At 68.4% G+C, this 20,831-nt stretch carries 21 protein-coding genes and 1 pseudogene; 7 read left to right on the forward strand and 15 right to left on the reverse strand.

What is annotated here, in order from left to right; all coding sequences use genetic code 11:
• A partial coding sequence (locus QK444_RS12185; protein WP_282779807.1) for a hypothetical protein occupies positions 1-681 on the reverse strand: 681 nt, incomplete at its 3' end.
• Positions 682-954: 273 nt separating this feature from the next.
• Complete coding sequence (locus QK444_RS12190) at positions 955-1,674, reverse strand: LysR family substrate-binding domain-containing protein (protein WP_282779809.1); 720 nt, start codon at positions 1,672-1,674, stop codon at positions 955-957.
• A 60-nt stretch (positions 1,675-1,734) separates the two neighbouring features.
• Between QK444_RS12190 and QK444_RS12195 the strand changes: the two genes are divergently transcribed.
• Positions 1,735-2,157: a DUF5997 family protein gene (locus QK444_RS12195; RefSeq protein WP_282779810.1), complete on the forward strand. Its 423-nt coding sequence runs from the start codon at positions 1,735-1,737 to the stop codon at positions 2,155-2,157.
• 24 nt (positions 2,158-2,181) lie between these two features.
• On the opposite strand, the gene QK444_RS12200 is transcribed toward QK444_RS12195, so the two are convergent.
• From QK444_RS12200 to QK444_RS12210, 3 genes are all read right to left on the reverse strand, one after another.
• Positions 2,182-3,105, reverse strand: coding sequence for a hypothetical protein (locus QK444_RS12200; RefSeq protein ID WP_282779812.1), 924 nt, complete (start codon positions 3,103-3,105; stop codon positions 2,182-2,184).
• A gap of 528 nt (positions 3,106-3,633) precedes the next feature.
• A complete protein-coding gene (locus QK444_RS12205) occupies positions 3,634-4,494 on the reverse strand; it encodes an NAD(P)H-binding protein (protein ID WP_282779814.1) in 861 nt (286 codons plus the stop codon).
• A gap of 10 nt (positions 4,495-4,504) precedes the next feature.
• Entirely contained in the window at positions 4,505-5,527 is a 1,023-nt protein-coding gene (locus tag QK444_RS12210) for a saccharopine dehydrogenase NADP-binding domain-containing protein (protein WP_282779836.1), read from the reverse strand.
• 92 nt (positions 5,528-5,619) lie between these two features.
• Between QK444_RS12210 and QK444_RS12215 the strand changes: the two genes are divergently transcribed.
• Positions 5,620-6,309 (forward strand): TetR/AcrR family transcriptional regulator, encoded by a 690-nt coding sequence (locus tag QK444_RS12215; protein WP_282779816.1) that lies wholly within the window; start codon positions 5,620-5,622, stop codon positions 6,307-6,309.
• Positions 6,310-6,359: 50 nt separating this feature from the next.
• On the opposite strand, the gene QK444_RS12220 is transcribed toward QK444_RS12215, so the two are convergent.
• A complete protein-coding gene (locus QK444_RS12220) occupies positions 6,360-6,704 on the reverse strand; it encodes a DoxX family protein (RefSeq protein WP_282779818.1) in 345 nt (114 codons plus the stop codon).
• A gap of 159 nt (positions 6,705-6,863) precedes the next feature.
• Here QK444_RS12220 and QK444_RS12225 point away from each other — a divergent pair, with 159 nt between their 5' ends.
• Positions 6,864-7,448, forward strand: a complete 585-nt coding sequence (locus QK444_RS12225) for a YdeI/OmpD-associated family protein (RefSeq protein ID WP_282779820.1) — start codon at positions 6,864-6,866, stop codon at positions 7,446-7,448.
• Positions 7,449-7,538: 90 nt separating this feature from the next.
• Here QK444_RS12225 and QK444_RS12230 read toward each other — a convergent pair whose 3' ends face one another.
• The 4 genes from QK444_RS12230 to QK444_RS12245 all read right to left on the reverse strand — a co-directional run bounded on the left by QK444_RS12230 (position 7,539) and on the right by QK444_RS12245 (position 12,789).
• The gene (locus tag QK444_RS12230) at positions 7,539-10,997 is read right to left on the reverse strand and encodes a serine/threonine-protein kinase (protein WP_282779822.1); all 3,459 of its coding nucleotides are present in this window, start codon (positions 10,995-10,997) and stop codon (positions 7,539-7,541) included.
• A gap of 127 nt (positions 10,998-11,124) precedes the next feature.
• A complete protein-coding gene (locus QK444_RS12235) occupies positions 11,125-11,406 on the reverse strand; it encodes a Uma2 family endonuclease (protein WP_349239521.1) in 282 nt (93 codons plus the stop codon).
• A 28-nt stretch (positions 11,407-11,434) separates the two neighbouring features.
• A complete protein-coding gene (locus tag QK444_RS12240) occupies positions 11,435-11,581 on the reverse strand; it encodes a hypothetical protein (RefSeq protein WP_282779824.1) in 147 nt (48 codons plus the stop codon).
• A gap of 29 nt (positions 11,582-11,610) precedes the next feature.
• On the reverse strand, positions 11,611-12,789 hold the full coding sequence (locus QK444_RS12245) for an SMI1/KNR4 family protein (RefSeq protein ID WP_282779826.1): 1,179 nt from the start codon (positions 12,787-12,789) through the stop codon (positions 11,611-11,613).
• Positions 12,790-13,424: 635 nt separating this feature from the next.
• Between QK444_RS12245 and QK444_RS12250 the strand changes: the two genes are divergently transcribed.
• Complete coding sequence (locus tag QK444_RS12250; RefSeq protein ID WP_282779827.1) at positions 13,425-13,853, forward strand: type II toxin-antitoxin system VapC family toxin; 429 nt, start codon at positions 13,425-13,427, stop codon at positions 13,851-13,853.
• Between the two features lie 151 nt (positions 13,854-14,004).
• Positions 14,005-14,439, forward strand: a pseudogene (locus tag QK444_RS12255) (HipA N-terminal domain-containing protein); the annotation flags it as partial.
• A 426-nt stretch (positions 14,440-14,865) separates the two neighbouring features.
• On the opposite strand, the gene rlmN reads toward QK444_RS12255, so the two are convergent.
• Positions 14,866-15,975: a 23S rRNA (adenine(2503)-C(2))-methyltransferase RlmN gene (gene rlmN / locus QK444_RS12260; protein WP_282779829.1), complete on the reverse strand. Its 1,110-nt coding sequence runs from the start codon at positions 15,973-15,975 to the stop codon at positions 14,866-14,868.
• Between the two features lie 153 nt (positions 15,976-16,128).
• On the opposite strand from rlmN, the gene QK444_RS12265 reads away from it, so the two are divergent.
• A complete protein-coding gene (locus QK444_RS12265; protein WP_282779830.1) occupies positions 16,129-16,497 on the forward strand; it encodes a lipopolysaccharide assembly protein LapA domain-containing protein in 369 nt (122 codons plus the stop codon).
• A gap of 37 nt (positions 16,498-16,534) precedes the next feature.
• Here QK444_RS12265 and QK444_RS12270 read toward each other — a convergent pair whose 3' ends face one another.
• The 3 genes from QK444_RS12270 to pyrH form a co-directional block, all read right to left on the reverse strand.
• Positions 16,535-17,395, reverse strand: a complete 861-nt coding sequence (locus QK444_RS12270; RefSeq protein ID WP_282779839.1) for a phosphatidate cytidylyltransferase — start codon at positions 17,393-17,395, stop codon at positions 16,535-16,537.
• A 183-nt stretch (positions 17,396-17,578) separates the two neighbouring features.
• Positions 17,579-18,136 carry a ribosome recycling factor gene (gene frr, locus QK444_RS12275; protein ID WP_029929992.1) on the reverse strand — a complete coding sequence of 186 codons (558 nt, stop codon included), beginning with the start codon at positions 18,134-18,136 and terminating at the stop codon, positions 17,579-17,581.
• A 53-nt stretch (positions 18,137-18,189) separates the two neighbouring features.
• Positions 18,190-18,924 (reverse strand): UMP kinase, encoded by a 735-nt coding sequence (pyrH, locus tag QK444_RS12280; protein ID WP_029929994.1) that lies wholly within the window; start codon positions 18,922-18,924, stop codon positions 18,190-18,192.
• Positions 18,925-19,162: 238 nt separating this feature from the next.
• Here pyrH and QK444_RS12285 point away from each other — a divergent pair, with 238 nt between their 5' ends.
• Positions 19,163-19,603 carry an SRPBCC family protein gene (locus tag QK444_RS12285; RefSeq protein ID WP_282779832.1) on the forward strand — a complete coding sequence of 147 codons (441 nt, stop codon included), beginning with the start codon at positions 19,163-19,165 and terminating at the stop codon, positions 19,601-19,603.
• A 240-nt stretch (positions 19,604-19,843) separates the two neighbouring features.
• Here the strand turns inward: QK444_RS12285 and tsf are convergent, their stop codons facing one another.
• A complete protein-coding gene (gene tsf, locus QK444_RS12290; RefSeq protein ID WP_282779834.1) occupies positions 19,844-20,668 on the reverse strand; it encodes a translation elongation factor Ts in 825 nt (274 codons plus the stop codon).
• Positions 20,669-20,831: the final 163 nt, after the last annotated feature.

Raw genomic sequence — 20,831 nt, forward strand, 5'->3', positions numbered from 1 at the left:
GGGCACGCCGGTCAGCACCAGACCCGCGGCGGCACCCAGCGGAATGCCGATGCCCGCACCGGTGATGCAGCCCATGAGGGCACCCGGAATGATCGTGACGCCACCGATCGCCAATGCGGCACCACCTGCCAGCGCACCGAGCAGGCATCCCGCGCCACCGCCGACAATGGTGCCGATGAGGGTGCCGATCGAAGTGATGATGCCGAACTGGGTCGCGGCCGCGGACACCGCGTCATCGAACGCGTCCTGGCGGACCACATCGTGGCGCAGCGGGTTGCTGTCCGCCGCGACCGGGTGCGCGGCATCGGTGCGCGGGGTCAGAGTGGCACGCAGACCGTCGATGGCAGCGTCGATCGGGTACTCGAGATCACCGATCGTGAAGGCGAGCGGGAGTCCGACGACGACGTTTCCGGCGTCGTCGCGCACCTGGAACTGGCCGTTGTCATTGGCGAGGGAGCCATGGTCGGTCTCGACGACGACGGCGTCGCCCTCGATGCGAGTCTGCCAGTGAATTCCCGGCAGCACCTGGTTCACACCCTGGTTGACACCGTCGATCAGCGAGGGGATGACGCCCGGCGCGGGGGCCGGAGCCGGGGCTGGCTCCGCGTAGGAGGTGCCGGTGGCAATGCCGAGTGCCGCGATGACCAGGGCCGAGGTTGCGGCGACCTTCGTGAACTTCATATGTGTGCGTCGCTTTCGAAACAGCGTTTCGCGCATCCAACTTCTGGAGCGCGGGTCCTCGGTGAGCACCCGTGGTCAAGTGTCCAGCAGATTGTTGCTGAAAAGTAACTTAGAAAGTGCTGAATGTTAGGAAAGCGTCAATAGAACCAGACCGCAGGTCTGAAAAGTCCCGTAGTGGGCCAACTTTCGGCATTCGAGGAAGTGTGCATGATCTACGTCACAAAGCCATCGAAAACGGACCGAAGCGGTATAGCTCACAGGCTATAAGCGCAGCTAGCGACCTCTGCGCCGACCGTTACGCCCACCCGCGGCACGCCCCCGGCCGGCTCCCGCACGCTGCCCGGCAGCCGGTCGGCCACTCCCCGTCTTCTGCCGCTTCTGCACCGACCGCTTCGGCTGCTCCCCGGTTGCCTCACGTCCGGACGGCGATCGGGAGCTGCGCTCGGTCCGGCCGCGCACGATGCCGACGAATTCCTCGGTGGTATCCGAGGTCGCCTCGACCGGCCAGGCCAGCGCGATCTGGGTGTCGGGTGCGTCGGTGACCGTCCGGAACACCACATCCCGGCGGTGATGCAGACGGGCGATGGAATGCGGCACGATGGCGACCCCGACATTGGCGGCCACCAGTTCGATGGCACCGGCGGCGGCATCCAGATCGGCGGTGTCCTGCACGCGCTCGTCGGCCAGGTCGGCGGTGCTCACCTCGTCGTAGACCGAGATGGGGTGGTCCTTGGGCACCACCACGACCGGCACCTCACGGTAGAGCGGGATGGCGTGCATACCCTCCCGGTCGATGGGCAGCCGCACGAAGCACATGTCGACGCGTCCGGACCGCAGCGCCTCGTCCTGTTCCCCCTGGGCGACGACGACCAGTTCCAGGCGCTGTCCGGGAAACCGCTCGCCCCACTTGCGCTCCCATTTGGTGGGCGTGACACCGGGAACGAACCCGACCCGCAGCGCAGGAGCGTCGGCGGACGCGTCGTCGTTGGTCATTCCCGACAGCGTACTGAACCGCCGGATCGGCCCCGCCGACCCGCCCGATAGGCTTGGTCGGTGAGCCCGGACCAGAATTCCCAACTGATGAAGCCGCTGACGGCGGCCGACAAACTCGGCGTCTACCTCCCCGCCACGCCGGAGGAGTTCCGCGGCACTCCGATCTCCCGCGCCCAACTCGACGAACTGCGCGAGAACCCGCCGCAGTGGCTGACCGACCTGCGCGCCAACGGCCCGTTCCCCCGCGACATCACCGCCCGCAAACTCGGCATCACCAACAGCGGCCTGAGCCGCGCCGAGGTCGCCGACGCGCTGACCGCCGCCGAGATCGCGGAGCTGCTGGCGGATCCGCCGGACTGGCTGGTGCGCGAACGCGCGAACGCCGAGCAGGTGCGCGCCGAGGCGCAGCGGGTGCAGGCCCAGCGCGAGGAGCGCCGGGCCACCGGCAACCGGCCCCGGCGCGACCGCGGAACAGGATGGTAGAACGCCCGTTCCCGATGCGGCCGATCAGGCTCCCGGCGGACCGGAGTACGGGCCACCCGCCGTGGGCGGGGTACCGGATCCGACGTACGGAGCCCCCGGTTGCCCGGGATAAGGCGCTCCCGGCTGCCCCGGGTACGGCGCTCCCGATTGGCCGGGATACGGATTCGCAGGTTGCCCGGGGTACGGCCCTCCCGGCTGTTCGGGATACGGCATTCCCGCCGGTCCGGCGTAGGGCGCGTACCCGGCGGGGGCCGGGCGGAAGTACGCCGTGGACTGCTTGTTCCACAGCAGGATCACCGCGGCGAGGCCGACGCACCACAGCACCACGCTGAACACCGTGGACACCACCGTGGTGCGCGCCTCCGGCATGAAGATGCCGATCACGGCGAACAGCATGGACGCCGTGTAGAGGCCGAAGAGGACCGTGGCCGTGACGCGGGCCCAGTTCTTCCCGGCCCGGTTGGCGAAGGCCATCCACACCCACAGCCCCACCGAGATCAGCGAGAACACCACGCCGACCCCGAACGAGACCGCCACCAGCGTGTCCAGCTCACTCTGGGTGAACACGCCCTCCGTGGTCTCGGCCATCTCCTCGCGCAGCGACGGCAGTTGCAGAAAGCCGATCAGCGTACTGAGGACGGTCAGCACCGCCCCGGCCAGCATGAGGTAGTAGGCGTTCCGGACCGGACGCGGCGGCCCCGGCGGCGTGACCGCGGCGTCCGGATACGGCTGGTACGCGGCCGGATACGGTGGCGGCGCGGCGGGATCATGCCCGGGTGCGGCCGCGTACGACGACGGCGCGCCGGGGAATTCCGGGTATCCGGCGGAATAGGACGTCGGTGCGGCGGGGTAGGAGGGCGGCGTCGCCACCTGCTGTGTGGGTGCGTCGGCAGGTCGCGGGGGGTGCGCGCCGCCGGGCGGGGGCAGGTGCGGCGGGGGCGTGGACATGTACTGCGTGGGCGGGTCGACGGGCGGTGGGTTCCCATCAGCCCGCGGGCTCGGGTTCGCCCACGGGTTCGCGTCGGCATGCATGTTCGCCTCGGTCCGCGGTGGTGACGTGGACACCTGCCCCGTCGACGCATCGACAGCCTGCGGATTCGCCGCGGTCCGCGGCGACGCGGTGCCGGGTCGGGTCGACGCCTCGGAAGGGTACGGCTTCGTCTCGGCCGGTGGGTTCGCTTCGGCGCGCGGTGGAGTATCGGCAGGCGGTGGAGTATCGGCAGGCGGCGGAGAACCGGCAGGCGGCTGTGCGGCCGCGGACCGGCGGTCGTCCGGTGCGGCGGCTGCCTGCGGTCGCTCGGTAGCGTGTGGCCGCGCGGTCCGATCGTCCGGAGCCGCCGCCGAGTGCCACGGCTGCTCCGGATACGGCGGGCGTAGGTCCGGGTGCTGGTTCGGCTGCGATTGTTCGCTGGTCACGGGCTCTCCCCCTGCGGTCGGTGTCCGCCGCAGCATATCCCGGGCCGGGTGGCGTCGCGGTCAGGCGTCGGGGCGGTGGCGGGCCACGTATTCGCGCAGTGTGAGCGGTGGTCGGCCGCCGATATCCGCGATGGCCTCGGTGACGCGGTAGAGCTGGTGGCCGGATCCGATGGCGGCGAACATGCGCCAGAGGTGGGAGAGGTGTTCGACGACGACCTCGTCCCGGTACCGCGCGGCGGCGGTGCGCTCCCACTCCCGCGGGTCGACGTCGACGTAGCGCACGCCGAAGGCCGCTGCCGCCTCGCCCGCGGTCAGCACCTCTCCGGTGAGCCAGTACACCGGGTCCGCCTTGTCGGCGCGCAGCAGCAGGCCGGCGCCCACCCGCGCGACGTCCTCGGCCGCGATCAGGGGCAGCACGGTATCGGGTGAGCCGAGCGGCAGCGCCAGAGCGCCGCTGTGCTCGACCACCACCCGCAGATTCTCGAAGAACACCGCCGCCCGCAGGTGCACGGCCCCGATCTCGGCGCGGTCGAGGACCTGTTCGGCGACCCAGTGCCTGCGCATGTGCGGGGTGCCCGCCTGCGGATCCGAACCGAGCTGCGATACCGCGACCACGCGTTCGAGCTGTTCGCGATGCGCGGCCGCGGCGAAAGCTGCCGTGGCGTCGAGCATTCCGGCGGTGACCGGATAGGTGAAGTACGCGCGGCGCACCCCGTGCACGGCGGGCAGCACGGTGGTGATCTCGCGGAGATCGCCCACGGCGACCTCCGCGCCCAGCTCCCGGAGTTCGGCGGCGCGGGCGTCGTCGGCGCGCACGAGGGCGCGGACCGGCCGATCGGCACGACGCAGTGCCTCGACGACCCGGCGACCGGTGGAGCCCTGGGTGCCGCCGGCCGCGCCGGTGACGAGTATCGGTTCCATGCCGCCCTCCTCAGGATCCGGTCGGCAGGTCGACCGTGAACGCGCCCCGATCGGCCAGTGCGCCGAGGAATTCCGGCGCGTCGAAGGCTTCGCCCGGGCTGACGACGCCGCTCTTCACCGCGCCCCCGGTGACGCGGACAGCGGCCTCCACGGAGGCGAGCGCACCCGCCCGCCAGAGATCACGTCCGCGCAGCGTGCCGGATGCCGATCCCGATGCGCCGAGAACCTGTGCGGCAATGGTGAATTCGCTGTCGGCGCGGTCGGCGGCGTCGAGGTGTTCACTGGCGAACGCCTGTTCCTCCTCGAAGGTGCGGGCGGTGAGCTGCGCTTCCACCGAACGCACGGTGGTGTGCCGGGGCACGGTGAACGCCTCCGGGAACGGGACGGGCGCGATGACGGTACGCGGTCCGACGGGTGGCGGGAAGGCGAAGACCGCATTGCGCGGTTCCACGAATCCGATGCGCAGTTCCCCGTTCTCGAAGCCGACGCGCTCGGTGTCGGCGAACAGCAGCCGGGCCGTATTCACCGCTCCCGTGGTCATCCTCCAGTTGGTCACCGCGTACGCCACGGTGATGCGGTCGATGTCGGCGACCCCGCGCGCCACCGCACCGGCGAGCAGGTCGCCGAGGCCGCCGTAGAAGCTGAGACTCGGGATCATGGTGATCCCGGCGCGCTGCGCGGTCTCGGCGAGGGTGTCGTACAGCTGCCGCACCGGGTGCACCTCGACGGAATGGTCGATGTAGTGGCAGCCCGCCTCGGCCGCGGCCCGCGCGACCGGCATACCGGTGACGGCGAACGGGCCCGCGCAGTTGACGATCACATCGGCGGTATCGGCAAGTGCGCGTAGCGATTCGGCGTCGTCCACGGCGGCGGTGTGCGTTGCGATCGAGCCCGCCGTGCCGATCGAATCCAGGGCGGCCAGTTTGTCGGGACCGCGGCCGGACGCGATGACGTCCTTGCCGCGGGAGAGGAGTTCGGCGATGACCAGTCGGCCGGTGTGGCCGGTGGCCCCGTAAATGGCGTAGCTCGTCATGGTGATCAACTTCCATACTCTGGGTACGCATTTCGAGACTTGCATACCCCGAGTACGCAAGTCAATGATCCGTCGGCGGATACATTGAGTGCGTGAGCACGCGCCGCACCCAAGCCGAACGGTCGGACACCACCACCGGCAAACTCGTCGCAGCCGCCCGAAACCTGTTCGGGCACAATGGCTACGCCGCCACCTCCATTGCCGCCATCGCTACCGCGGCCGGTGTCACCAAGGGCGCGGCCTATCACCACTTCACCGATAAGCGAGCCCTCTTCCGCGCCGCGTTCATCGCCGAACAGGAATGGATGGCAGCCGAACTGGAGCAGGTCGCCGCCGCCGCTCCCGACTCCTGGACCGCCCTGCTGACCGGCTGCCGCACCTTCCTCGAACGCAGCCTGGAGCCGCGCTTCCGCCGCATCGTCGTCCTCGACGCCCCCGCCGTACTCGGCTGGGACACCGTGCGCGAGATCGAATCCGACCACACCCTGCGCGTACTCACCAGCGGACTGGCCCTGGCGACCGCCGAGGGCGAGCTATCCCCCGGCGACCTCCAGATCCGCCGCCATCTCGTCTTCGGCGCGCTCTGCGAGGGCGGAATGATGCTGGCGCGCACCGAGGATCCCACCACTGCCCTACCTCTCGTCGTCGCCGAGGCGGGCAGGCTGCTCGCGGCGCTGCGGACCACCGCTACGCACGCCGAGCCGCTACCGGACCCGTGCGGGCCAGCGGCCGACCCACTCGGGCACGAGCGTGTGCCCGGCCGGCGCCCGCACCGAAGCTGAAGTTCTCGCGGGCCCGTCGCGTGCCGGGATGATCTGGCGCAGTGCGGACTTCACATGCTGAGCACTCTCAGCACCAGCACGGCCACCGACAACGCCGTCATCGCCAGCGGGGCCACCAGGTTCTTCCAATCCGTGGCGCGAACATGGAATCCGATCGCGCCGAGGAAGTAGGCGATGAGCCCGATGGCGGCGGCGATACCGATGGGCACCCACCAGAGCCCGACGATCAACCCGGCGGCCCCGGCCAGCAGCGCCCCGGCCAGCCACGGCAGCCAGGTATCCGGTACCCCGATGGCCGTGTAGCCCTGGACGAAGGGCTCCCGCCGGGTGAGCTTGACGAACGCCGAACCGGACAGCAGCACGGCCAGCAGAATGGAAACGATCACGGTAGCCACGAACACGGCGGCCTCCTCGACGAGCCTGGCGCCTACGCTCTCGACGTTACCGCGCGGCGCGCGCCCCTGGCCAGGTCATCCACGCACATAAGCGCTCACTCGATGAGCACTTATGTGCGGAGGATAGTTCTCGACATCCATCGAGAAGGAGACGAGAAGATGACCACCGTCGTCGCACGCGATGCGGCCGAATGGCGCGTCTGGCTGGCCGAACACAGCCACACGACCACCGAGGCGTGGCTGGTGATCCGGCATGTCGGTTGTGGCATCCCCAGTGTGCGCATGCACGAGGCCATGGAGCAGGCACTGTGTTTCGGCTGGATCGACAGCGTGCACCGCACCTACGACGCGGACAGTTCGATACTGCGATTCACACCGAGGGGCCCGCGCAGCACCTGGAGCAAGGTCAACCGGGACCGAGCCGCGCGCCTGATCGAGCAGGGACTGATGACCGAGCGAGGTCGAGCGGTGATCGAGCGTGCGCGCACCGACGGAACCTGGCAGCCGCTGCCGGATGCGGCCGCCACCGCCATCCCCACCGACCTGCGACGCCCGCTGGAGCGGAACACCGTGGCCGACGCGAACTTCCGCCGCTTTCCGCCGTCCTCGAAACGGCTGATCCTGGAATGGATCGCCAGCGCGAAACGCCCCGAGACCCGCGCTCGGCGCATCGCGCGCACGGTGGAACTCGCCGCCCGCAACCAACGCGCCAATCATCCCGGTGTGCGCATCGCCGACGCCTGAACGCGCTCATCGGTGGACGGGGCCACGGGTCCCGGCCGTCACCGGGTGCCGCGCGTCCCGCCGCGCCACCCTGAGACTCGAACGCTCGGGCTAGATCGTCTGTGCGGCTTCGGCTTCCACCAGCGACCGCAGGAATCCGTCCGGCACCTCGGGCCATTCCGGCCGCCATCGACCGGCGACCCGATCCTCGTGCAGGGCGGCCAGCGTCGACACCACATGCGGCCCGCCGTCGAGGATGTAGCGCACCGACCCGTGCTCCGCGCACTGCGCGCACACGGTGGCCAGCAGTACCTTCGCGGCCTCGGTGCGTCCGGTGGCGGCGAGGCAGGCGACGAGCATGCGCCGGGCCTTGAGCAGTTCCCTCGGCCGGTGCACGGATTCGAGCCGATCCACCCACTCCCGCGCCCAGCGGTACGCGAGTTCGGTACGGGCGGGCGAGGATTCGGCCAGCAGCAGCCGGATGGCGGTGAACTCCTCGTAGAGCACCGTGAATTCGTCGATCTCGTCCATCGGCTCGCGACGCCGCTCGTAATCGACCACCGGCAGCGGACCGAAGTCGGGATGCGCGGGCAGGCCGAGCCGCAGCCGCTCGTTCTCCACTTCGGCCCGCAGTCGGGGCAGCGACATCGAATGCGCCACGCGCGCGCCCTCGTTCAGTCGGCGAATGGCGGCGGCACGGTCCCCGCGCAGGGCCTTGATCCGCGCCCCGACCACGTAGCGGGCCAGCTTGAAGTCGACCACCCCGGCGTCCGGCCCCAGTTTGTAGCCCTCGTCCAGCAGCCGTTCCGCCACACCGATCTCGCCTCGCTCGTACAGCAGTTCACCGAGCAGCGATCCGGCGAGCCGAGCACCGTAGGAGTGGCTCCCGCCGGACTGCTTCGCCACCTTCAGCGCGGCCCGGAAGTAGTGTTCGGCCCGTTCGATCTCGAGTTGCAGACTCGCCGCCAGACCGAGGAAGCACAGGCCGTGCACCTTGTTGTAGAACCCCTTGTTCCGGCGCATATACGGTGCCGCCCAGTCCTGGATGCGCACCGCCTCGTCGAAGTCGTAGCGGTAGGCCGCCGCGAAACAGGCCACATTGGCCCCGATCGCCACCACATAGGGCGAGAGTTCGTCGGCGCGCGCGAAGCATGGCGCCAGCATCTCCTCCACTCCGATCAGCACATCCCGGCGCACGCTCACCACCGCGTGCACCACGCCCGCCTCGGCGCGCAGCAGGGCGGTGGCGTCGGCGTCGAGGCCGTCGTGGTCGAAGGTCGATTCCGCAAGGCGCAGTGCGCGTTCCGCCGCGTCGGCGCGGTGCAGCAGGATATTCGCCCACGCCAGATCCAGTTGCAGCCGGGGATGCGATTCTATGACCGCCGGGCGCAATTTGTTCACCAGCCCGATGAGGCTGGCCATCTGCCCGTACTCGAGCAGTGACATGCCGTCGCGTTCCACGATGTCGACGGCGCCGGTCTCGTCCCCGGCCAGCAGCGCGTGATCCACCGCCTCGCTGACGTGCCGATGCTCGGCGAACCAGCGCGAGGCCGTCCGATGCAGCAGGTCGATACGTTCGGGCAGATCATGTTCGAGCCGCTGCCGCAGGAAATCCCGGAACAGATGGTGGTATTGGAACCAGCGACCACCGTCGAGACGGCGCAGGAACAGGTCCTGCTGTTCGATCCGCTCCAGCAGCACGTGCCCGTCGGTAACTCCGGTGAGCGCGGAAGCCAGATCGCCACAGACGCGTTCGGTGATCGAGGTCGCCACCATGAAGTCCAGCGTCTCGGGTTCCAGGGTGTCGAGCACGTTCTCGGCCAGGAACGCGCCGATGGCGTGGTGGCGGCCGGTCAGCTGGGCGATGAGGCGTCCCGGTTCGTCGCTGCCGCGCAGCGACAGTGCCGCCAGTTGCAGGGCAGCGACCCAGCCGCCGGTGGACTCGGTGAGGTCCTCCACATCGCCGCGATCCAGGTCCAGCCCACCCAGCCGCACCAGCAGGTCGTAGGCTTCATCGGAGTCGAAACGCAGTGCGGCGGGGCCGATTTCGACCAGCTCGTGGCGGGCCCGCATGGTGCTCATGGGCAGCCCGGTCTGGTTGCGGCTGGTCACCACGAGGTGCAGGACGGGGCTGGAGCCTTCGATCAGGAAGCGCAGTGCGGCAACGGTGCCGGGGTCGGCGACGCGGTGCCAGTCGTCGATCACCACGGTCAGCTGCTCACCGCGCCGGTCGATATCGTTGATGAGCTCGGTCAGCACGAAACGTCCGGCCTCGTCGCCGTGTTCCTCGAGCAGTTCGCCGAGTTCCCGCGCCAGCGCGGGCCGGACCGCGCGCACGGCCTCGATGAGGTGCGAGAGGAACCACACCACATTGTCGTCGTCACTGTCGACGGTCAGCCACGCCACCGACCCGCCCTCGGCACGCACGGCCGCGCACCACTGCGCGGCCACCGTGGTCTTGCCGAAGCCGGTGGGGCCGTGGATGACCGCGAGCCTGCGGTCGCATCCGTGCCGGAGCGGTGCGAGCAGACGGGGGCGTTCGACCAGCGGCCGGGTGCGTTCCGGTGGACGCAGCCGGGTGGCGGGTACCGGCGGGGTGGTGCGGGTGGTGGTGCGGCGCCGTCCGGTCGGGGTGGTGGCCGGGCGCGGAGCGAGCGAGTCCGCGGCGGGGACGGGCAGCGGCATCTCGTCGGGTGCGAGCCCGAGCCGGAGCTGAACCTCGCGCAGCGCAGTCCCGAAATCCGCTGCGCTGGGGTAGCGTTCACCGCGATCCCGGGCCATGGCGGTTTCGATCACGCCGATCAGGTCGGGCGGTAGGCCGGCGTCACCGAGGTCCGGCAGCGGCTGCCGGGTGATCCGCACGAACTGCGCGACCAACTGTTCACCGTTGCGGCGTTCGAACACCGCGTGCCCGGTCCCCGCGCAGAACAGGGTCGAGGCCAGGCTGTACACGTCGGCCGTGGCATCCGGCACCTGCCCCTGTAACACCTCGGGCGCGGTGTAGGCGGGCGATCCCGTGATGGTGCCCGCCGTCGTCTCGAAACCGCCTGCCAGCCGGGCGATTCCGAAGTCGGCCAGTTGCGGCTCGCCGTACTCGGTGAGCAGGATATTGCCGGGCTTCACATCCCGGTGCAGCAGTCCGCGCCGGTGCGCGGTCTCCAGCGCACCCGCGATCTTCACCCCGATACGCAGCACATCCGGCCATTCGAGCGGGCCGTGCTGGTGAATCCGCGCATCCAGCGACCCGTGCCCGTGGTACGGCATCACGATGTAGGGCCGCCCCGTCGCGGTGGACCCCACCTCGAATACGGTGACGATGTTCGGATGCCCCGACAGCTTCCCCATGGCGAGCTGTTCCCGCACGAACCGTTCGAGCGCCTCGGAATCCAGATCCGCCGTCAACACCTTGATCGCGACGGTCCGGTCCAGGGCCGCCTGAAAACACCGATACACCACCCCGAACCCGCCCCGCCCGATCTCCCGAGCCGCACTGAACCCGCCCGCCTCGAGCTCCGCCGCGAACCCTGCGCTCAGGTCGCGTTGCGTGGTGTGCGGATCGATATGCGCCACGACGACCTCGATACGAAACGTGCCAGTTACCACGAGCATATGCCTGTCGAGGTATTCGCGCGGCACCTCACGCGGCATGGCGGCCGCGGTCCGTACCCAGCAGCCGCTCAGCCCACCACCGTCGGGGTCAGTCCAAGCCGAGATCGAGTTGATTCCAGCTGATGGTCACGGTGAGTGGATCCACAGCATCGATCGCCGTCGCATCTCCACGCGCCCGCAACGACATCCTCTCCAGGACGTAGATCCCTTCGGCGGTGAGCCGCAACGTTTCGATCGACGCCGCGGGACTGTCGTCTTGCACCATGCGCACGATCCAGTAGTAGGGGATGCCCAGCCGCGCGTACTCCGCGCGCTTCTCCACCAAATCCGCGGTCACCGTATTCGGTGATACGACCTCGACGACCAGCAGCGTGTCCGATGCCGTCGGCCTAACGTCATCACCACGCCCCCAACCGCGAAGACTTCGCCAGCATCGAGACCCCCGGCATGATCAACCCGGTTGCTCGGTCCGGGAGGGCCACGCCCATGCCTTCGATCAGCGCGAGCCGCTGGTCGAGGCCGCGAATAATCGCGGACCCGGCCATCGCTGGTGTCGATGCGGTGGCGGGTGGCCCTATTGACCGGCGGCGCGCAGCCGGGAGAGCCACCACAGGTCCCGGCAACCCTTCAGCAGGTGGTCACGGACGGTCCGCCCCATGGCCGGACGTCGGCCGTACTTGGTGAAGTACTCGCCGTCTTGCAGAAGATCCCGGACACAGCCGTCGGTGATGTCGATGCCGTAGAACGTCGTGCTGGACATCGCGAACGGGATGGTCGGGAGATATCCGACCCGTTCGACCAGCGGGGCCGGCTTGTCTCGCTGTTGCCCGGAGGCCAGGATCTGGGCGGCCTCGGCGGTCCAGGCGGGCGGATCATACCGGTAGTCCTCGTCGCTTTGCTTGCGCGCCAACTCTTCTCGCCACCGAACCCCGTCACGGATGTCCTGTACCGACAGGACGTCCCCGAGGCCCCAATACGGGGTGGCAAGTCCATTCGACTCCGACAGCAGCTCCCGATGTTCGGGGTGCAGCCTGCCGCCCAGTTCACGGTCGAGCGCGTCCAGCTCCGCTACCGTCGCACCGGCCCGCAACGGTGCGGGGCGGTCAGGATTCCTGCTCTGGATCAACTCGCCGATCTTCGCGACGATCTCGGCCATTGTCGGCGGGGCGGCACGGAGGTTGCGGCCCTGCCAGGGTTCCGAATACTCGCCCAACGTGGCCTGATCGGCGTCGGCGGTCATGCTGTCGAGCTGGGCGCGGACGTAGCTGTACAGATCGGGGTAGGTCATCTCCGGTGGCAGCGGAACCGCCGCACCGATCGGCAGATCCGACGCCGGGCCGACGAACAGGAATACGTTGCCGCTGTAGCCGTTGCCGTTCTCGACCACCAGTTGAAAGCTGGCCGGGTCGTTGGGAGCGCCGATCTCGTCTCCCCAGTCGTTGTCATCGAACCAGATCCCAGCCTGCGTCAACCCCGATTCCCAGCGCGGACCTGAGCCGATGTCCTCGGTGCCCAGCAGGCTGTAGCTGATCCAGAAGTGGTCCCATCCATTGGCCACCGAAAGCAGTTCTCGATACTGCGGATCGAGCCGACGCCCCAGCCTGGACTCCGCCGCCCGCAGCTGCTCCTCGCTCGCACCCGGCTTCGGCATCGTGTCCGACTCATGGTCTCCGAACGTCACAAGTCGCCGCTTCTGCTCGACGAGCCCGTCGACCAGCTCTCGCCACGCCTTCCGATCAACCGCTGTGCCCATATCAGCTCCTGGTTCGCGACGCGTTCTATCAGCACAGGTTCTGCACGAATTGGACCGATCGAACGGTACCGCAGACGCCGACTGATCGGATCGAGGAGCTGCGCCCCGCGCCATGAAGTCAGCTCCCGGAGTCCGGACGGGAAGCGGCTTCGCCGTGCGCTGACGGCCACACGGCGGCCAAGCGCTCGAGCCGCTTCCGATACTCGGCTGATCCAGGATCTGGCGACTCATCGGCGACGAGGGAACCCAGAAAGCGGATATCGGGGTCGGTGATCCGTCGTAGTACGGCCGGGCTGTACACGAGGCGCACTCGCCAGTTCGTCAGATGCTTCGTCGGCATGTCGGCTCGGACCAGGCGGGGGCTCCGGCCGCGGCCACGTCCGATGACTGTGACGACCTCCATGCCCGTGCCGGGATAGCCGTTCACCACGTACACCTTGGCATTGGGACAAAAGACCTTCGTCCCGGCGCGAACCTCGGATCCACCTGGACCGTAAGCTCTTTCGGCGACCAGCGTGCCGCGTCCAAGCTTCGGCGAACGGCCAGCGGTTGTTCACCGGGACCAGGGTATCCGCGAGGTTCGTCGTCCGGGGTGACGGCGAACTCTCCGGCGACCCGCTCGAAGGAACCGGGCTGTGACCCGTCGAGCCAGGGGCGTTCTCGACACAAGCATCGTCGCGGCCTTCTCTCTGTTCGATCCGGCCGAACTTCCTGTCGAGTCCGCCATCACCGCCGTCACACTTGGCGAGCTCTCACGCGGGCCGTACGCCACCGACGATCCTGGCCGCCGCGCCCGCCGGATCGCTGTACTGCAACACGCCGAAGCCACGTTCGGCGACACGCTCCCCTACGACAGCGAAGCCGCACGACTGTTCGGGTTGATCTGCGCCTCGGTCTACGCAATCGGCCGACAACCGCGCCGACGGACGGCCGACCTCATGATCGCGGCGACCGCAGCGCGTCACGGACTGCCCCTGTACACCACCAACCCCAACGACTTCGCCGGCATCGAGGACCACGTCACGATCGTCCCGGTCACCCGCCCAGCGGGGGCTACCGGCTGACGCTGGGATCCGCGAGTCACCGGTCGAGTGTGGGTCCGGAGAGGACCGCTTTCCCTCCCGCTGACCTCCTCGACGCCTGGCGATCTCGCGATGACCAGTCCTGATTCGACGAACGCCACCGTTCTTCTCTCCCGGCCTACCGGTGTACCCCTATCTCGCCGATCCGACGACTCCGCCGGTCGCTTTCACCCTGCCCGAGCGCGCGGGGAAATTCCGGGCGACCGGAGGTTCGGTACCGCCCTTCTTCGCCGGTCTGCTTCCCGAGGGACTGCGCCTGACCGCCATCACGAGAGGCCACCCGAACCAGCGAGGACGACCACTTCGCCATCCTGCTCGCGGTCGGCGCCGATACCATCGGCGATGTTCAGGTACTGCCCGCCGGCGCCCGACCCGCCGCCTGCCCCAAGAGGATGCCTGCCAGATCCTCGGCCGATACCCTGCCGCGAGGTATCGGATCACGTTGCAGGAAGCGATCAAAGCTCTCGCGGATGCGGTCGCCGAGGGCCGCGGCTCACGCCCCCTGGCTACGCTGCAACTGCTCGAAATCGCCGCGTTCAGCTACCTGATCGGCAACGGCGACCTGCATGCGCATGGAGAATCCACACCGAGCGCCGCGGGCAGACCATGGGCAATGATCAAGCGCTGGATAGCGTGGTCGGCGGGGCCACCGAGATGGCCCCACGGACTCGACGCCAATTCGACCAGCGCGTCCGCCACCTCCAGATCACCCAGCATCCCCCGCGCGGTCAGAATCGCGACGCGAGACGCCACATATCGAACGGATTCCGAATCCACACTCCGCAACCACGCAAGCAGCTGGGGATCGATAGCGCGCGTCCCGCCAACGCGCGAACACACTTTCGCCGCTGATGCCAGGAATTCCTGGCGTCCACGATGAACTCGACCAGGTCGTCGGTCGAAACGAATGCCAGCCGTCGGGCGAGTTCGTCGGGCGAGACCCATTTCGACGGCCGGTCCTTCGTGGAACCGAACACCTCGGGGTCGAGTCCGCTCATCCTTCCGCGGCGAGCTGCCCGCAGGCAGCGGCGATCTCCTGACCACGGGTATCGCGAACCGTACAGGGCACGCCCTGCGCCTCGACGCGGCGGACGAACTCGCGCTCAACGGGTTTCGGGGAGGCGTCCCATTTGCTGCCCGGAGTCGGGTTCAGCGGGATGACGTTCACATGGACGCGGGAGCCCAGGGCCTTGTGCAGCTTCTCACCGAGCATATCGGCGCGCCAGGGGTGGTCGTTGATGTCACGGATCAACGCGTACTCGATCGACACGCGGCGACCGGACTTGTCGGCGTAATAGCGTGCCGCATCCAAGACTTCGGCGACCGGCCAGCGGTTGTTCACCGGGACCAGGGTGTCGCGCAGTTCGTCGTCGGGGGTGTGCAGGGAAACCGCGAGGGTCACCGACAGATTCTCGTCGGCGAGTTTGCGGATGGCGGGGGCCAGGCCGACCGTGGAGACCACCACATTGCGCTGGGAGATACCCAGTCCGTCCGGAGCCGGAGACGTGATGCGGCGAACGGCGTTGACCACGCGTTTGTAGTTGGCCAGGGGCTCGCCCATACCCATGAAGACGATATTGGACAGGCGGCCGGGCCCACCGGCGACCTCGCCGTCGCGCAGCGCCGCGGCGGCGGCGCGCACCTGGTCGACGATCTCGGCGGTGGAGAGGTTGCGGTTCAGGCCGCCCTGGCCGGTGGCGCAGAAGGGGCAGGCCATACCGCAGCCGGCCTGGCTGGAGATGCACAGCGTGGCCCGGTCGGGGTAGCGCATGAGCACCGACTCCAGCAGGGTGCCGTCGCCCGCCTTCCACAGTGTCTTGCGGGTGCTGCCGTCATCGCAGGCGATATGCCGGACCGGGGTGAGCAGCGGCGGGAACAGCGCCTCACCCACCTTGGCGCGCATATCGGCGGGCAGATCGGTCATCTGCTCGGGATCGGCCTGCAGCCGCCCGTAGTACTGGCGCGCGATCTGGTCGGCGCGGAACTTCGGCAGCCCCAGGTCCGCCATGGCGGCGCGCCGCTCCTCGGCATCGAGGTCGGCGAGGTGCCGCGGCGGCATGCCACGGCGGGGGGCGTCGAAGACGAGCGGCAGGGGGGCAGTCATAACCTCTCCAGTGTCCCATCCGACTGCCTTCCCGCGGCTGCCGGGGCGGGCGGTGCTGATCACACCACCCGGCCATCCCCGGCGAGTCCGACATACCTGAGACAACGGGCAATATCCGTGCACTGGCCATAGCTATCCGCAATGATCGAGGGTATGACAGCCGACGCCGTGAACCCCGGGGACGCTGAACACCCGGAGCCCGAAAAACCGATCGCCGAAAAGCAGATCGACGAGAAACAGACCGATACGAGAAAACCGGATACGTCCATCGACCGGGCGCTGAAAACCCGCACCGGCTACACCTGGCTGGCCCTGATCATCGCCGCGCTGCTGGGCATCGTGCTGCTGGTCTTCATCCTGCAAAATCTGGAGACGGCCCACGTCGAGTTCTTCGCCTGGCGGTTCCAGATGCCGATCGGCGTACTGGTACTGCTGTCGGTGATCATCGGCGCGCTGGTGATGGCGCTGGTCGGCGGCTGGCGCATCTTCCAGTTGCGCCGCGCGGCCAAGAAGGCGGGCTGACGGGACGGGGGCTCCACCGGTACCGGAGCCCCCGACCTCACAGCAGCGCGGTCAGCACCAGCCAGGACACGAACGCCGAGGGCAGCATGGAGTCCAGCCGGTCCATGATGCCGCCGTGCCCGGGCAGCAGCGTGCCCATATCCTTGATGCCCAGCTCCCGTTTGATCTGGGATTCGATCAGATCGCCGGTGGTGGCCACCAGCACCAGACCCACGCCCAGCAGCACGCCGATCATGGAATTCGCCTGCAACAGCAGGGTCACCGTGAGCAGACCGCCGATCACCGAGAACACCAGCGAACCGCCGAAGCCCTCCCAGGATTTCTTCGGACTGATGGCGGGAACCATGGGATGGCGGCCGAAGAGCACCCCGGCGACATAGCCGCCCACATCGGAGCAGACCACCAGGATCATGAAGGTCAGCACCCGCAGATTGCCGTCGTCGTCGAGCAGCATGAGGACGGCGAAGGAGGCCAGCAGCGGCACCCAGGCGAGAACGAAGATGCTGATCGCGGTGTCGCGCAGGTAGTTTCGCGGCGTGGCGCGCAGCCCATGGTCGAACAGCCGCCACACCATGAGGGCGAGCACGGTCGCCGCGAAGGCCCCCGCCACCCCCTCGGTGCCGAAGGGCCAGGCCAGCCAGATGACGGCCTGACCGCCGACAAGCAGCGGAATGCGCGGCACCAGCACATCGGCCTCACGCAGCCGCTTGGCGACCTCCCAGGTGGCCACCGCCATGGCGACCGCGATCACGCCGATGAGAACCTTCGGCACGAACAGCAGGATCGCGATGAGCGACAGCCCCAACCCGAAACCGACCACCAGGGCGGCGGGCAGGTTGCGGCCCGCCTTGGACTTGCCGCCCTTGTCGCCGTCGGACGCCGGGACCGGATCCGGTATGGCGGCCGACGAACCCGTGCGCGCTGGATCGCCGGATGTGCCCGGGGTCGCGGGCTGCCGCGCCGCCCCCGTAACCTCCGACGGCGTCGCATTGTCTGCGGCGGCAGTATCTTCGGCCACGATTGTCCTGTCGCTCACTTGTCGTCCGTTCGTCCCTACCCCCGGCCGGCGCCGCCGACCGGCTCAGACCTCGAGCAGTTCCGATTCCTTGTGCTTGACCAGTTCGTCGATCTGCGCGACGTACTTGTGGGTGGTCTTGTCCAGTTCCTTCTCGGCGCGGCCGACCTCGTCCTCGCCCGCCTCGCCGTCCTTTTGGATGCGACCCAGCTCCTCCATGGCCTTGCGGCGCACATTGCGGATGGAGATCTTGGCGTCCTCACCCTTGGACTTGGCCTGCTTCACCATCTCGCGGCGGCGCTCCTCGGTGAGCTGCGGAACGCTCACCCGGATGATGTGGCCGTCATTGGTCGGGTTCACACCCAGATCCGAGTTGCGGATGGCGGTTTCGATGGCGCCCAGCTGCGCGGCCTCGTAAGGCTTGATCACGACCATGCGCGGTTCGGGCACATTGATGCTCGACACCTGGGTGATCGGGGTAGGCGACCCGTAGTAGTCGATGACGATCCGGGAGAACATGCCCGGATTCGCGCGACCGGTCCGAATGGACCCCAGGTCGTCCTTCGCCACCGAGACAGCTTTCTCCATCTTTTCCTCGGCGTCGAAGAGCGCTTCTTCAATCACGGCGTTTCCTCCACAGCGTCATCGTTCGTTTCGGTCGGCGCGGTCCGTGCGGTTCACGTCCGCACCAACGTGCCGATCTTCTCACCGGCCACGGCGCGGGCGATATTGCCCTTGGTCAACAGATTGAACACCAGGATGGGCATCTGGTTGTCCATACAGAGGCTGAACGCGGTGGCATCGGCCACCTTGAGACCACGCTCCAGGACTTCCTTGTGCGTGATCTCGGTGAACATGGTGGCGGCGGCGTCCTCGCGCGGATCCGCGGTGAAGACGCCGTCGACGGCCTTGGCCATGAGCACCACCTCCGCACCGATCTCCAGGGCGCGCTGCGCGGCGGTGGTATCGGTGCTGAAGTACGGCATACCCATACCCGCGCCGAAAATGACGACGCGGCCCTTCTCCAGATGCCGCTTGGCGCGCAGCGGCAGGTACGGCTCGGCGACCTGCCCCATGGTGATGGCGGTCTGCACCCGGGTGTCGATCCCCTGCTTCTGCAGGAAGTCCTGCAGCGCAAGGGAATTCATCACGGTGCCGAGCATGCCCATGTAGTCGGAGCGGGCCCGCTCCATCCCGCGCTCCTCGAGTTCGGCGCCGCGGAAGAAATTGCCGCCGCCGATCACGACCGCGACCTGCACACCGGTGGAGACCACCTCGGCGATCTGCTCGGCGACCGTCTGCACGACATCCGGGTCGAGCCCCACCTTGCCCCCGCCGAACATCTCACCACCCAATTTGAGGAGTACTCGGCGATAGCCCTTGCGGTCGGGCGCCGTATCCGGGTCCGTCATCGGTCTCCTTCTCCCTCGGCAGCGAGCCTGCGCACGCACATGAAAAGACCATCCCGATATGCGTATTGCACGGGACGGCGACGAGCTTTATCTATCCTGCCTCACGCGCGGGCGCGAGGGTGACCCGACCCTCGTTCCCGGTGAGAATTTCGCCGGTGAACATCATCCGGCACGGATCGCGGTGTCCGCCAAGCCTCGGACCGCCGACGGCCTACGTGCTCCGGCGTAGCATCGGCACATGTCCGTCGATGTCGCGACCACCATCGAGATCGCTCGCCCGCGAGTGGAGGTGGCGGCCTTCGCGGCCGATCCGGACAATGTCACCCGGTGGTACGCGAATATCCGCTCGGTTCAGTGGCTCACCGCGAAACCAGCGGCCGTGGGTTCGCGGATGGCGTTCGTGGCGCGGTTCCTCGGACGCGAACTCGCCTACACCTACGAGGTGCGGGAACTGGTGCCCGGGGAGCGGTTCGTCATGAGCACCGCGGCAGGGCCGTTTCCGATGGAGACGACCTACACATGGCAGGACACGGCGGACGGCGGGACGCGCATGACGCTGCGCAATCGAGGCGAGCCGTCCGGTTTCGCGAAGATCGCCGCACCCGTCGTGGTAGCGGCCATGCGTTCGGCCAATCGGAAGGATCTCGAGCGGCTGAAGGAACTGTTCGAGGGAGGATGAGGGCGGCCACGCGATCGGCAGGCGTCACACCGCGACTCGCGCACGGCCGACTCGCCGCCACCGGTCGACTGGCTTCGCGGTGTCGTACTCGCCGTCGCGCGGGGCGGTGTCCGCCCTACCGACGACGTCCTGGTAAAACTCGCATGGCGTCCCGCCCCACGAACTCGCCGGCGTCGTGCCCCACAAAACAGCCCCTCGCGCAATCTCGTTGCGCGAGGGGCTGGCTCGTATCTCAGGCGATTACGCCTGGCCGACCTCGAAGCGGGCGAAGCGGGTGATGGTGACACCGGCCTCGTCCAGCAGCTGCTTCACGGTCTTCTTGCTGTCGGTGACCGACGGCTGCTCCAGCAGGACGACGTCCTTGTAGAAGCCGTTGACGCGACCCTCGGTGATCTTCGGCAGCGCGGCCTCGGGCTTGCCCTCTTCACGAGCGGTGGCCTCGGCGATGGAGCGCTCCTTCTCGACCACATCGGCCGGAACCTCGTCGCGGCTCACGTACTTGGCCTTGAGCGCGGCGACCTGCATGGCGGCGGCGCGCGCGACCTCGGCGGCGGCGTCGCCCTCGCCCTGGTACTCGACCAGCACGCCGACGGCGGGCGGCAAGTCGGTGGCACGCTTGTGCAGGTACACCGTGGTGGTGCCGTCGAAGGCGGCCACCCGGCGCAGCTCGAGCTTCTCACCGATCTTGGCGGCCAGCTCCTGCACGGCCTGGTCGGCGGTCTTGCCACCCAGGTCGACGGCCTTGAGGGCGTCCAGGTCGGCCGGGCGGGCCTTGGCGGCCGCGGTCACGACCGCGTTCGCCAGATCCTGGAACTCCTGGTTCTTGGCGACGAAGTCGGTCTCGGAGTTGATCTCGATCATGACGCCGTCCTGCGCGGCGACCAGACCCTCGGCGGTGGCGCGCTCGGCGCGCTTCCCGACATCCTTGGCGCCCTTGATGCGCAGGAACTCGACGGCCTTGTCGAAGTCGCCGCCGTTCTCCTCGAGAGCCTTCTTGCAGTCCATCATGCCGGAGCCGGTGAGCTCGCGGAGCCGCTTCACATCGGCGGCGGTGTAGTTCGCCATCTGGGGCGAGCCTCCTGTTGTGAGTAAGTCTGTGGTGGTCACACCTTGCCGACCGCTACCCAACGGAAACGGTCGGCAAGGTGAACAAAAGCCTCGCGGCTGAGAATCAGAAGTCGGCCGGGGTCTTGGTGGCCGGGTTCTCCTTCAGCTCCGCCTCGGCGGC

The sequence above is a fragment of the Nocardia sp. CC201C genome (genome assembly GCF_030010695.1).
In the GTDB taxonomy this organism is placed as follows: domain Bacteria; phylum Actinomycetota; class Actinomycetes; order Mycobacteriales; family Mycobacteriaceae; genus Nocardia; species Nocardia otitidiscaviarum.